This is a genomic window from Planktothrix serta PCC 8927 (assembly GCF_900010725.2).
Taxonomy (GTDB): Bacteria; Cyanobacteriota; Cyanobacteriia; order Cyanobacteriales; family Microcoleaceae; genus Planktothrix; species Planktothrix serta.
On record NZ_LR734883.1, the window covers coordinates 75,285 to 88,523 of the forward strand.

A 13,239-nucleotide genomic window follows, 5' to 3' on the forward strand; every position below is an offset into this window, starting at 1 on the left:
GCATTAAAGGAATGGTAACTCACCCCATAGGGTGAGATGGAAGTCATGCTATTGAGAGAGGGGAGACTTAAGCCTAATGCTTTATCTTATAAAAAGTAATAGATTTGTCTATCACACTATCTGCTCCAAAAATGCACTTCCCTGGCTGGCGGAGTGCATTTTTATTGTTTATTTTAATGTCAGAAAATGATTTAAGGCAATAACAACTTTGGGCGGCCAGCGTCTAACAGTTTTCACCCAATCAATATTTTTATATCTAGCATCAAGTCCAACCACAGCGACCCAATTGCTTTCCGCTTCTCCAGGTTTTCCGCTATCCCATAAACAAGCAGTTAACGCGGCTCGCATATCGGCAAAGTTGGGATATTTACGCACTAGATTTTTCATGGTTTTAATCGATTCTTCCTGTCGTCCAACTTGATATAATGTTAAGGCATAATTGGCACGAGCAAAGGAATAATTTTTATCTAAATCACTGGCGGTTTGATAATCTAAAAGAGCAGCTTCCCATTTTCCTAATCCCGCTTCAGCATTACCTCGATTATTATAAGCTACAGCATCATTGGGATTAATTTCTAAGACTTTATTATAATCTGCGATCGCTTTTTTCCACTCTCCTAAACCTTCATAAGCCACCCCTCGGTTTAAATAGGAATCAGGAAAATTAGGAGCTAATTCTATCGATTGATTATAATCTGAAATTCCTTGATTGAGTTTATTTTGACTAATTCTAACATTACCTCGGTTACTCCACATCGCCGGATTTTCTGGATATTGATCGAGAATTTCAGTCCAATAAGTTTCTGCTTGAGCAAATTCACCCGCTTGAGTGGCTGTAAACGCTTGCCCAAGCATAGCATCTAAATCGGAAGATAGGGATTGATTTTCAGCCCCCAGAGGGGTGGAATTTCCCCAAGGGACTAGGAAAATACTCAACAAGAGGATCAAAGTCAGACAAAATGGACGAATCTTAGCCATGAACTGCAATCAGCGAGATCGAATCACACTATTGTACTCAAAGGCGGGGGTAAAATCATCTGTCAACGGCGGAGTGGGGCGGTGTCTAGGGTGTGTAAGCATAACAAAAGCCGGATTTTGTGTTGTTCACTGCCATATCGTGAGAAAATAAGATGTTAACTCTTAAACGAAAAAGGTTTAACAAAACAATATGGTAGCTAAAATTCAGTTTTCAAAAGGTATTGATGAAGAAGCAATTCCTGATGTTCGCCTCACTCGTTCACGAGATGGTAGTCAAGGAACAGCAACATTTTATTTTCAGAAACCTAAAGCCTTAGCTGATGATGCAACGGCAGATATCACGGGAATGTATATGATTGATGATGAAGGAGAAATCATAACCCGTGAGGTTAAAGCTAAGTTTGTGAATGGAAGACCAACGGAAATTGAAGCCATTCATTTAATGAGATCTCCTGAAGAATGGGAGCGTTTCATGAGGTTTATGGAACGTTATGCAGAAGTCAATGGATTAGAATTCTCTAAATCCTAACTTCTTAGGAGTTAGGGGTCTAATTTCTAAATTTAATCGGCATAATTTGGGGGAAATATAGGAATTATGGCTTCTAACTTCTAATATTTATGGTTCTGAAAATACAGTTTATGAGTTCAACGGTTCCTCATCCCACTTCTTCAGAATTTCTAGTGAATTGTGCTGTAATTACGGTGAGTGATACTCGCAGCCTAGAAACAGATAAAAGTGGTCAATTGATTCACCAGTTTTTACAGAATGCCGGTTATCCAATTCTCGATTATCAAATTATTAAAGATGAACCTGCGGAAATTACAGCAATATTGAAAAAGCTCTGTCAAATTCCTCAACTCGATGCTTGTATTTTGAATGGCGGGACGGGAATTTCTCCGCGAGATACCACCTATGATGCGATAGAGAAATTATTAGAAAAAACTTTACCCGGATTTGGGGAAATTTTTAGAACTTTGAGTTATGCTGAAATTGGGTCAAGAGCGATCGCTTCCCGTGCTGTTGCTGGAGTTTGTCAAGGAAAATTAGTCTTTTCTGTTCCGGGATCTTCTAATGCCGTAAAATTAGCAATGGAACAACTAATTATACCCGAATTAGCTCACTTAGTTAAAGTATTACGTTCATAGACCCAGTTTTGGGGTGTAATTTCCTTATATAGGAGAACACTTAATTTTATGAATTTTGCAACTCTTGCTCCTAGTCTTGATACCTTTTTAGAAGACTTAAAAAGTGCTGATTTAGTTGGTATTTCTGTCTTGCAAAAAAACTTAGGTTTACGTTTAAATTTTACATTTGGGCCAGAGTCCCCTAATGTAGCAATTGAACTTAATCACTTAGTCCATTTGATTCTATCTCAACCCCTCAACCCAGATGATCAAGATTTCTGCTATTGGGTCGGTGAAGTTGAATTAAAAACTGTAAACCCAAATGATTCTGATATTTTATCAGTTTTATCCTATCCTTTTGTTCAGAAAAATTATCAGGATATAGATTCATCACCTCTAGTTTATTTTAGATTGGAAGGTGATATCTCTTTAGTTGCAATTTGTCGAAATTATAAATTATTTACAGAGATTCAATAATGGCTTGGCTTTACACCAAGATCAACAGAATACTACAGGGAAGCAGATCCTCCCTAATCTTATTTCAAGGTAGAACCTTGATTCTATCCTATTCTTCGTGTCTTCGTGTCTTTGTGGTTCGTTAAAAAAAATAACGATAGTTTTTCTCTACACTACAATAGTAGTGATGTGTTCAAATCAAATTCTATGTATTTCACTTGGCTAGATAGTAATTCTTGGTTACTGGAAATAAGCGGAAAAAATATTCTGATAGACCCTTGGTTAGTGGGTGCATTAACCTTTGGGAATCTGAATTGGTTATTTAAAGGGGAAAGACGAAACCCGCGACCCATTCCGCAAAAGATTGACTTAATTTTATTATCTCAGGGATTAGAAGATCATGCCCATCCTGAAACCTTAAAACAATTGAATAAAAATATCCCCGTTGTGGGTTCTCCCAATGCGGCAAAAGTTGCTCAAGGGTTAGGATATACTCAAGTTCGAGCTTTGGAACAGGGAACAACCTATTGTTTAGAAAACCAGATTGAAATTAAAGCACTTCCCGGTTCTCCCATTGGCCCAACAACTATCGAAAACGCCTATCTTTTAAAAGACTTAACAACCGGAAATACTGTTTATTATGAACCTCATGGATATCATGCTCCTGAGTTAAAAGAAATGGCTGCTATTGATGTTGTCATTACCCCCTTAATTAATATTAGTTTACCCTTAGTGGGGCCAATTATTCGCGGACAACAAACGGCGTTAGACTTAGCAAAATTAGTTCATCCCCAGGTGATGTTACCCACCGCCGAAGCCGGGGATGTGGTTTATGAAGGGTTGTTAGTTTCTCTATTAAAAGTGAGTGGAAATCTTGAGGATTTTCGCTCAATGTTAGCTAGAGAAAATCTATCCACACGGGTACTAAATCCCCAACCGGGAGAACGATTTGAAGTGTCCTTACAACAGCGTCCTGTAAGTGTGGTTTAATATAGCAATCCGTGTAGGATTTCTGATCAAAACCTGTAGGGGTGATGTCCCTCCAAACCCAGGCGCCAAGAGGGTTTGGAGGGACGCCACCCCTACGATAAAATATTACAACTGATTTAGACTTGCTATATTAAGAATTCTTCTCCCCTTGACCTGCGGTTGAGGGGTTGGGGGAGACGTCTAATAAACTTTAAAGAATTGCAGCACAAACCGCCGCCCCAACTAACCCAACTTGGGGATTTAAGACGACATAAACGGGAACTTTTGCTAAGATGGGTTTCATTCTGCCTTTATTAGAAAAAGCCTGCATAAATTCAGGAGTTTCTAATAAAGGTAAAATTTTAGGCGCAATTCCTCCCGCAATATATAACCCGTTATAAGGTAATAGTTTTAACGCTAAATTTCCGGCTTCTGCTCCATAAGCTTCAACAAAAAGCTGCATCGTTTGTTGTGAAAGATGATCCTGTTTTTCTAAAGCGGCTTGAGAAATCACGGCGGCGGGATCTACCGTAACTTCTGCTAACCCGATTTGATGCTCCCACTCTTTAACAACTTGGGCAATTTCTGGAGACTCTTTTGCTAGATTGCGATCGCGTAAAAATTGATAAATTGACACAATTCCCGGCCCAGAAACCACCCGCTCAACAGACACTCGATCAATATTATGTTTCGCTAACAAATATTTCATTAACTGAAATTCTAATTCAGAACGGGGAGCAAAATCCGTATGACCTCCCTCACAGGGATACACCTTAATTCCATTGCTTAAAGGTGTAACAAAACATTCTCCTAACCCCGTCCCTGCACCAATTACCCCAATAGGAGAACCAGCTTGAGGCTGTCCTTTTTGTAAGGTTAAAACATCAGTTTCCGGTAAACCCGTCACCCCGTAACCAATGGCTTCAAAATCATTAATTAAAGTTACAGAAGCAATGGCTAATTCTGCTGCTAAACGTAGGCTATCTAAGCGCCAAGGCAAATTCGTTAATTTCGCAGTTTGATTTACCACTGGCCCCGCAATGGCAAAACAAGCTGTTTCCGGTTGGGGAATATACCCCAGTTGTTCACTTGCTGCTTGCAAAAATAACTGCACAATCGGGACTAAATCAGGATAATCCCCACTCAAATATCGAGACTCATAGAGAGTTTTTAATCGTTCTTGCATTTGGGGGGCTTCAACTGTAATAGTGGCATTCACTAAGCGCAAAATCGTTTTTGTACCACCAATATCTCCGGCTAATAATAATGTCATATTTACATAAAAAGATCGAGGTTTGTCTTTTTTGTCAGCTTAATAAACTGATCTCAACATTTCAATGGGTGCAGCAAGGTTAATCTGCGTTCAGTTTACCGTATTTAAGGTTCGACGATGACAGGGGTGCCAATTTTCACCATCTCAAATAGAGTCAGAACATCTTGATTAAACATCCGAATACAGCCGTGAGATGCTGCTTGTCCAACGGTTTCGGTGTTAGGAGTTCCATGAAACCCAATAGAGTTTTTTCCATCTGTCCAAAACCCAATCCAACGCTCACCCAAGGGATTATCTGGCCCTGGAGGAATAATATCTCCGGTGAGGGGATGTTCCCAAGTGGGATGGGAAATCATTGAAATCACTTGATATTGACCGACAGGAGTTTCCCAACCTTCTCGACCAACGGCGATCGGATAACTGGTTTGGAGGTGTTGATTTTGATAGACATAAACACGACGTTGATTTAATTTAATTACCAGTTGTAAATTAACTTCAATGGTGTTAGGAATTGGCTGTTTTGATGGGGGGAATAAGGTAGAAGTTGCAAATTTAGGGGTTCTGGGGGTTAATAATTTAACCGGGGATGGAGCCAGGGGAATCGGATTTTGGGGATGAACAGATACCGCAATCATCCGTTTTGGGACTGCTCCTAAAAATACAGTTGTCCCCAAGACAACGGTTGTTAAATATTTCAGAAAACCTTCTTTTCTAACCATTGCACTGTTTGTCTTGACCAAAGAAATGGGTTTAAGGCTACGCTCAGTTGAACCCTCAGTAACCATTATTGTTTCCCGTGTTTTTCTCCCCGACCTCCCCAAAGTTTAAATTAACATGGGGGAGAAATGGAAAAAATTTTTAGATTAGACGTTTAAGAATAAGAAGCAGCCCAATCGAGATTTTTACATAAGCTTAGAAAGAGGAATTACCCATGACACCAAGCGATCGCATTCAACGCCAAATTTTACCCACAGGTAAGAATTAGGTGGGTAAGCATATCGCACCCACCCGATAGAAATTACCAACCGAAAGCCGAATAAAATTGACTATTCTCAGGGGTAGATTCTGATCCCGTTTCAACATTAGGATTAACCCGAATTTCCGTACAGAATGTTGAGGTATTGAACCCGCCAAACCGCTTAACTGCACTGGTTCGCATCCGCACATCTGAACCGACAAACCAAAAGCGTTCAATTGAACTCATGGTTTCATATTCAGTAATTAAAATTAAGGCATCGTCCTCGTCCATTTCAAATTGACCCGCCACGGGCATAATTTCTGCATAACCCCGTTCTCGCAACATTTTGCCTTTACGGGGATTTTCAGGATCGGGAACAATGGCAAATACCGTTGATCCTTTATGGTTTTCATCGTCCTTATCCCAAGCCATTTCCCCCGCCCAGGTGACGTATGCTCCCCCGGCAGCTAAACTGGGGTCAACTTCGTGCATCTGACAAATTTCGATCACTCTAGGATCGTCTGCATCCAAGCTGGTGACTTCAATCTCTGAAAATCCTTTCTCAGCCTGTCTAAAGGCTAAATGGTGAGTTGTCCGTTGCGATCGCCATGTCCCTGCACTCTTGCGAAAAAATTCGATTGCATCCATCACAGTTAAAATCCCTTCACTCACTGATGTTTCTTGGTTTCACCCTTTATCATAGAGCGATTCTGAGTTAGTTGTGAATTTTTGCAACAGAGATTAGTTTCAAAATGTGCCTTATGGACAGTTTGTCAAGCTATTGTTACGATAATTTACATTTAGTGTGATACAGGTCAGCTTAGTCAGTCCGAATCTTGGTGATTTGTACAACTTAGTCAGAGGAGTGAACATGAAAACGCCTGCAAACCTCAGTCTTGAACAACAATTCAAGTTACAAGTTCTACGAGAACAAGTCAAAACCTTAAATTTAGAAGAAGCCCAAGATTATTTAATCGAACTATTATGCCAAAGTATGGTTAAAGATAATCTCCTGCGTCAATGGATTAAAAACCCCTAATCAGTTATCAGTCATCAGTTAGCAATTATCAGTGAAGATTTCGCAGTTAATCGTCAATGGTTTTTGGCTAAAAACTCTTGACTAACAACTGATAACTGACAACTGATAACTGATTTATCCAAACCGACCACTAACATATTGTTGAGTGGCTTCTTCTTTGGGGTTTTGGAAAATGGTTTGGGTGTCATCATACTCGACTAAATAGCCAAAACGTTTACCGCCTTCTATCGCTTTGGCATTAAAAAATGCGGTCATATCTGCAACCCGTGTGGCTTGCTGCATATTGTGGGTAACAATAATAATCGTATAATTTTGTTTGAGTTCGTGGAGTAAATCTTCAACGGATAAAGTAGAAATGGGGTCAAGGGAAGCACAGGGTTCATCCATTAACACGACATCAGGATTAATGGAAATAGCGCGTGCAATACACAGTCGTTGTTGTTGACCTCCAGATAAAGCAAACCCACTTTGACCGAGTTTATCTTTAACTTCATCCCATAATACCGCTTGACGCAGGGATTTTTCGACAATTTCATCTAATTCTGCTTTATTTTTAGCTAATCCATTCACCCGAACCCCGTAAGCAATATTATCATAAATCGACTTCGGGAAAGGATTCGGTTTTTGAAAGACCATCCCGATGCGACGACGAACTTCTACGGGATCAACATTAGGGGCATAGAGATTTTGATTATGATAGAAAATATTCCCTGTTAATCGAAATCCTTGAATTAAATCATTGAGACGATTAAAACAGCGTAAAATCGTACTCTTTCCACAACCTGACGGCCCAATAAAAGCAGTAATTCTATTCTTAGGAATTTCTAAACAAATACCCCGAACCGCCTTAAAATCCCCATAATAGATATCAATATTCTCCGTCTGGATGACCGCTTCCATTTCTACCGAGGCGTGTTGATGAACATCGTACATGAGATTAACTCCTTAAAGTATAGAATAATGAAAAAAATCAACACCAAAATTGAGTAGTTTAATGAATTTATTAATACTAAATTCTGATGACCGTTTAATTCCAGGTTAAAGTAACTTAAAATAGAATAACCTAGCCGTTATCCTTTTCAGTTTAAAGCTTCAACTTAAAACTGTTTTTGGCGAGTCGCAAAACGAGCAATTACGCTAGTTAATAAAACTAAAAACACAATTACTAAGGATGCTGCCCAAGCGAACTCCTGTAAAACTTGATCAAATCCTCTGGCAAATTCAAAAATTAAATAAGCTAGGGATGGCAGAGTTTGAGAAAAGATACCTCCAGGCCAGTTATTGGTATAAACAACGGTAAATAATAGAGGTGCAGTTTCTCCAGCAGCCCTGGCGACGGCTAAGGTTACGCCCGTTAAAATCGCAGGTAAGCAAGCCGGAAGCACCACTTGCAAAACCGTTTGATAATTAGAAGCGCCCACCCCAACTGAAGCCCAGCGAATCTCCTGGGGAACAATTTGTAAGGCTTCATCGGCGGTGCGAATAATCGTCGGTAACATCAAAACCGAGAGGGCAATTGCCCCCGCCAGGACTGAAAACGCCCCCATTTTCAATACAATAAAACTGTAAGCAAACACCCCCGCAATAATAGAAGGAACACCACTTAAAACATTAGTTGTAAACCGAATCCAACGCACAACTTGACCATTTCCCCCAAATTCAGAGAGGAAAATAGCTGCTAGAATCCCAAAGGGAACCGCAATTAAAGTGGCAATCGAAACGACTTGAATTGTTCCTAGAATCGCGCTGGCAATGCCTCCGGTGGTTTGTCCCGCAGCCGGAGGCAGTTTGGTGAATAAATCTAAATTTAAACGGGCAGACCCCTTGATAAAAATATAAGACAAAACCGCCACAAGCGGAATCAAGGTAATCACAATACAAGCCGATGCAATCCCCGTCATTAACAATTCAAAAATATCTCTGGAACTTCTAGAGTTCCGAACTAAACTGAAGCTTTGGCTTTCAGAATAATTGGGATTTTTTGCTAGATTTGACATACAGAAAAAACAGTAAATTTTTCAAACTCATCTATTCTGAAAACAGGATTAATGATTCCCGGTTCAGATTATTGATATTTTGCTTTAACTTGATTAACAATCCACTCCGCCGCAATATTCACCAACAAGGTAAGAGCAAATAACACTAATCCAGCATACATCAAAGCCGAAACCTGTAAACCAGAAGCTTCTGGGAATTGATTTGCCATCAAAGAAGCAATCGTATTCGCCGGAGCAAATATGGAAATTTTCAGATTATTAGAGTTACCAATAATCATTGTAGCTGCCATCGTTTCTCCCATTGCCCGCCCCAGTCCTAACATCACTCCCCCCACAATTCCAGAAAAAGCCGCAGGAATTAAAACCCGAAAGATTGTCACCCAACGGGTTGCTCCTAACCCCAAAGAAGCTTGACGTAAATCAGGGGGTAAACTGGCTAAAGAATCCCTGGAAATTGCCGTAATAATCGGCAGAGTCATAATTGCTAAAACTACCCCGGCTGGAAACAATCCCGGCCCAGCAGGAGGGGTACTAAATAAAGGAATCCAGCCGAAATTTTTATACATGAACATTCCAAAAGGTCTTAAAAAAGGAATTAAGACAAAAATTCCCCAAAGACCATAAACCACACTGGGAATCGCGGCTAACAATTCCACCAGAAAGGTTAAGGCGGTGCGAATCGAAGGCGGAATAAAATCTTCACTCAGGAAAATTGCTGTTCCCACACCCAAAGGTACGGCAAATAATAGGGCGATTAATGAACTCACTAACGTTCCCGAAATCATGGGAAGGACGCCATATTGATTCGTAACTGGGTTCCAATCACTCCCGAATAAAAACCCTAACCCAAACTGTTGAATTGCGGGAATTGCTTGTTGAGCGATGGGAAAACCCAGTAATAATAAGACGACAATAACCCCCCAGGCAAAAATTTGTGTTAGCCCAATAAACCCTTGATCAAGTTTTTTTTCTAGGGGGGAACGAGATTGAGGAATTGCGGTTACATTCTGATTGGGTATAGCCATACATTAATATTGTACATGATTAATCGCCATAATTGAAATTTAAGGTTAGTTAATTTTAACCTTGATTACCATTGGGTAAAAGATAAAAATTATCACCTTAATTCTGGGGGAAAAGAAGCAATTCAAAGTTTAACCGCAACGGGTTGAAATCTCTCAAATGCTGTCTTTTCCTTTTGTTTTTTAGTTGAGTTCCCTAAAGGTTATCTCATAGCTTACAAGTTGCAAGTTCAGCTAAAGGGATGACCCCGTTAGTCAACTTTAATTGTAAAGTCTGGGCTGATTTGATCCGCTTTTGCTGCTACTTTTTTGACCACCGGAGCAGGTAGGGGAACATAACCCAGTTGGGGACTGACTTTTTGACCTTCAGTTAATCCATATTGAATCATCGCTTCAACGGACTTAGCCATTTCAGGATTATCATATTTTTGATAAGCCATAATCCAAGAGTAGCTAACAATCGGATAGGATTCGGCTCCTTCAGGATTAGTAATAAAAGCGCGTAAATTTTCGGGTAGTTCTACGAATTCGAGGGTTTTTGCTGCGGATTCATCCGTAGGTAGGATAAAATTGCCCGATTGATTTTGTAACTGAGCCATTTTTAAGTTAGCACTTTTGGCAAAACCGTATTCAATATAGCCAATCGCACCGGGAGTTTGACTGATTTGAGCCGTTACCCCCTCATTCCCCTTACCACCAATACCCACAGGCCATTGAACGGTTTTACCCTCTCCAACAGCATTTTTCCATTCTTCACTCATCGCTGCTAAATTTTTAGTGAAAACTCCCGTTGTTCCACTTCCATCAGAACGATAGATAACTCGAATGGGTAAGTCAGGGAAGGTCACACCCGGATTATCTGTAGCGAGCGCTGGATCATTCCAATTAGTAATTTTACCTAAAAATATATCAATCAGGTTTTGTTGAGATAGTTTGAATTCGCCGAGATCGGGGAGATTATAAGCTAAAACAATACTTCCGGCAGTCATGGGTAATAGTAAAACGCCGTTGGGGACTTTAGCAATTTCTTCATCGGTCATGGCGACATCACTGGCGCCAAATTGAACTAACCCTTGTACAAAACGTTCTACCCCAGCCCCACTCCCAACGGATTGATAATCAATTTGTAGATTTTTGGTTGCACTACTAATATCACTGGCCCAGCGTTGATATAAAGGAGCCGGGAATGAAGCCCCCGCACCAATTAATGCCACGGGTTGTTCTAAACTGATTAATTGGGCTGCACCGGAGGGGGCATTAGGAGTTGTGGTGGATGCTCCTTCTGTACCTGTTGTTTGATTCGGAGCCGTAGTTGTCGTGGTATTACTTCCGCCACAAGCGACTAAACTCAAACTCAAGGCTAAGGCTGAAAATCTAGCTACAAACCGACTAGAAGGATTAATCGAATTCAGGCGAAACAGCATAAAAAAAATTAATGTTTTTTTAGAGTGGCTACCGTAGAGAATACCGTCTCTATAACAAATTCAGGTAAAGGAAAGGTTAAGGATTCCACAAGACCGGAAACCTTGATGGTGAGGCTAGACGTGGAGGGTTAAGCGTCTTCTGTATGCTTTGATGATAAGATAACTCAGGAGACACCCTTGGATAACTGGCAATTCCAGCATGATCAATGTAGTTTCAGCACCACCCGCCCTCAACCGTTTATCTTCCGTCCGCGATTACTCCTTGGAAGTTCCTCAACATTGGGAAACCCTAGAAGACTTGCAAACCTGGCTGCATCATTTAGTCGAAGGAATTATATCAGGCGATCGCATTAGTCGAGAAGCAGCCCTAGCCCTGACTCATCTCGAAGATCAAGACCAAATTTTATTACTCTGTCAAGCCGCCGATCAAGTTCGTCAAGCTTGCTGTGGTAATACCGTTGATCTCTGTAGTATTGTTAATATTAAATCGGGAAACTGTTCCGAAAACTGTGGTTTTTGTTCCCAATCCGTTCATCATCCGGGTGAAGCTTCTCCGATTTATGGATTAAAGTCTAGTGATGAAATTTTAGACCATGCTAAAGCCGCAGAAGCCGCCGGAGCTAAACGGTTTTGTTTGGTTTCTCAGGGACGAGGAATTAAATATAATAGTCCGAAATCTTCTGAATTTGAACAAATTTTAGCAACGGTTCACCGGATTATTCAAGAAACAAATGTTAAGCCCTGTTGTGCGTTAGGGGAATTAACCTTAGAACAAGCTCAGGCTTTAGCCGAGGCTGGTATTACCCGCTATAACCATAATTTAGAAGCCTCAAAAGCCTTTTATCCCCAAGTTGTCACGACCCATACTTGGGAAGATCGGGTACAAACTGTTAAAAACTTAAAAGCGGCTGGTATTCAAGCTTGTACGGGTGGTATTATTGGTATGGGAGAAACCTGGGAAGATCGGATCGATTTAGCCTTTTCGTTACAGGAATTAGAGGTAGAGTCAGTCCCGATTAATTTATTAAACCCCCGTTCAGGAACGCCGTTATCAGAACAATCTCAACTTGATCCTTATGAAGCCTTAAAAGCGATCGCGATTTTTCGTTTAATTCTTCCGCAGCAAATTCTCCGCTATGCGGGAGGACGGGAAGCCATCATGGGAGAACTGCAAGGGTTAGGCTTAAAATCGGGGATTAATGCCATGTTAATTGGCAATTATTTAACTACTTTGGGTCAACCTCCTGAACAGGATCAAGCGATGTTAGCCACCTTGGGACTCCAAGGCGGTGAAGCTCCTGTTCCTGGTTTCTCCTAAAGGCAATATTTCTGGTATTGTGACTCCTCCTCTTGAGTTTCTCTGGGCAATTATCGGTGTTTTATTAACGATTGGTGGCACTTTTTTAGAAGCATTTGTCACCGATCCATCTTGGCTATGGCAACAACAAAATGTTGAAGTTCACTCTTTAGGTGTCACCTATCAAATTGGGGCGGTTTTGCTGGTGGGTTGTTTGGGGGGAAAAAATGCAGCCGCGATGTCCCAAATTGCTTATCTGGCTTTAGGATTAACGGTATTACCTGTTTTTTCAGAAGGAGGAGGACTAGATTATTTAAAAGAGCCTACTTTTGGGTATTTATTAGGGTTTATTCCGGGGGGATGGATCTGTGGTTTTTTAGCATTTAAAGCCTTACCAAAATTAGAATTATTAGCCTTTAGTTGTTTGTGTGGATTACTCACCGTTCACAGTATGGGGTTAATTTATTTAACCTTAAGTCATTTAATGAATGGAGCCGCAACCCAAGGAATTGCTTTGGGAGAAGCGGTTGAAAAATATTCGATCCACCCTCTACCCGGACAGTTAGCCGTCAGTTGTGCGGTAGCTGTTTTATCTTATATTTTAAGGGGATTAATGTTTTATTGATGTTGACGGTTGACGGTTAATGGGTGTCGGGTGTCGGGTGTCGGGTGTTAATTATTTTCTTCTCTCCCCCTATTCC

Annotated in this window: 15 protein-coding genes; 7 read left to right on the top strand and 8 right to left on the bottom strand. The window is 40.7% G+C overall.

Annotated elements, in window-relative coordinates:
• Positions 1–168: 168 nt before the first annotated feature.
• On the bottom strand, positions 169–978 hold the full coding sequence (locus PL8927_RS24355) for a tetratricopeptide repeat protein (protein WP_083626049.1): 810 nt from the start codon (positions 976–978) through the stop codon (positions 169–171).
• 190 nt (positions 979–1,168) lie between these two features.
• Here PL8927_RS24355 and psb28 point away from each other — a divergent pair, with 190 nt between their 5' ends.
• The 4 genes from psb28 (at position 1,169) to PL8927_RS24375 (ending at position 3,549) form a co-directional block, all read left to right on the top strand.
• Entirely contained in the window at positions 1,169–1,507 is a 339-nt protein-coding gene (gene psb28 / locus PL8927_RS24360) for a photosystem II reaction center protein Psb28 (protein ID WP_083626050.1), read from the top strand.
• Between the two features lie 110 nt (positions 1,508–1,617).
• Positions 1,618–2,124, top strand: coding sequence for a MogA/MoaB family molybdenum cofactor biosynthesis protein (locus PL8927_RS24365; protein WP_083626051.1), 507 nt, complete (start codon positions 1,618–1,620; stop codon positions 2,122–2,124).
• Between the two features lie 48 nt (positions 2,125–2,172).
• Entirely contained in the window at positions 2,173–2,580 is a 408-nt protein-coding gene (locus PL8927_RS24370) for a hypothetical protein (protein ID WP_083626052.1), read from the top strand.
• A gap of 186 nt (positions 2,581–2,766) precedes the next feature.
• On the top strand, positions 2,767–3,549 hold the full coding sequence (locus tag PL8927_RS24375) for an MBL fold metallo-hydrolase (protein ID WP_083626053.1): 783 nt from the start codon (positions 2,767–2,769) through the stop codon (positions 3,547–3,549).
• Between the two features lie 190 nt (positions 3,550–3,739).
• Here the strand turns inward: PL8927_RS24375 and PL8927_RS24380 are convergent, their stop codons facing one another.
• The 3 genes from PL8927_RS24380 to PL8927_RS24390 all read right to left on the bottom strand — a co-directional run bounded on the left by PL8927_RS24380 (position 3,740) and on the right by PL8927_RS24390 (position 6,407).
• Positions 3,740–4,801: a glucokinase gene (locus PL8927_RS24380; protein ID WP_083626054.1), complete on the bottom strand. Its 1,062-nt coding sequence runs from the start codon at positions 4,799–4,801 to the stop codon at positions 3,740–3,742.
• A gap of 104 nt (positions 4,802–4,905) precedes the next feature.
• Positions 4,906–5,586, bottom strand: coding sequence for a L,D-transpeptidase (locus tag PL8927_RS24385; protein ID WP_231506135.1), 681 nt, complete (start codon positions 5,584–5,586; stop codon positions 4,906–4,908).
• A 233-nt stretch (positions 5,587–5,819) separates the two neighbouring features.
• Positions 5,820–6,407, bottom strand: coding sequence for a phycobiliprotein lyase (locus PL8927_RS24390; RefSeq protein WP_083626545.1), 588 nt, complete (start codon positions 6,405–6,407; stop codon positions 5,820–5,822).
• Between the two features lie 223 nt (positions 6,408–6,630).
• On the opposite strand from PL8927_RS24390, the gene PL8927_RS24395 reads away from it, so the two are divergent.
• On the top strand, positions 6,631–6,798 hold the full coding sequence (locus tag PL8927_RS24395) for an NblA/ycf18 family protein (RefSeq protein ID WP_083626055.1): 168 nt from the start codon (positions 6,631–6,633) through the stop codon (positions 6,796–6,798).
• 114 nt (positions 6,799–6,912) lie between these two features.
• Here PL8927_RS24395 and pstB read toward each other — a convergent pair whose 3' ends face one another.
• The 4 genes from pstB to pstS form a co-directional block, all read right to left on the bottom strand.
• Positions 6,913–7,731, bottom strand: coding sequence for a phosphate ABC transporter ATP-binding protein PstB (gene pstB / locus PL8927_RS24400; RefSeq protein WP_083626056.1), 819 nt, complete (start codon positions 7,729–7,731; stop codon positions 6,913–6,915).
• Positions 7,732–7,895: 164 nt separating this feature from the next.
• Positions 7,896–8,795, bottom strand: a complete 900-nt coding sequence (pstA, locus tag PL8927_RS24405; protein WP_083626057.1) for a phosphate ABC transporter permease PstA — start codon at positions 8,793–8,795, stop codon at positions 7,896–7,898.
• A gap of 68 nt (positions 8,796–8,863) precedes the next feature.
• A complete protein-coding gene (pstC, locus tag PL8927_RS24410) occupies positions 8,864–9,820 on the bottom strand; it encodes a phosphate ABC transporter permease subunit PstC (protein ID WP_083626058.1) in 957 nt (318 codons plus the stop codon).
• A gap of 248 nt (positions 9,821–10,068) precedes the next feature.
• Positions 10,069–11,241 carry a phosphate ABC transporter substrate-binding protein PstS gene (gene pstS / locus PL8927_RS24415; RefSeq protein ID WP_083626059.1) on the bottom strand — a complete coding sequence of 391 codons (1,173 nt, stop codon included), beginning with the start codon at positions 11,239–11,241 and terminating at the stop codon, positions 10,069–10,071.
• A gap of 199 nt (positions 11,242–11,440) precedes the next feature.
• Here pstS and bioB point away from each other — a divergent pair, with 199 nt between their 5' ends.
• Positions 11,441–12,559: a biotin synthase BioB gene (gene bioB, locus PL8927_RS24420; protein WP_083626060.1), complete on the top strand. Its 1,119-nt coding sequence runs from the start codon at positions 11,441–11,443 to the stop codon at positions 12,557–12,559.
• 19 nt (positions 12,560–12,578) lie between these two features.
• Positions 12,579–13,163, top strand: coding sequence for a biotin transporter BioY (locus tag PL8927_RS24425; protein ID WP_083626547.1), 585 nt, complete (start codon positions 12,579–12,581; stop codon positions 13,161–13,163).
• Positions 13,164–13,239 lie beyond the last annotated feature (76 nt).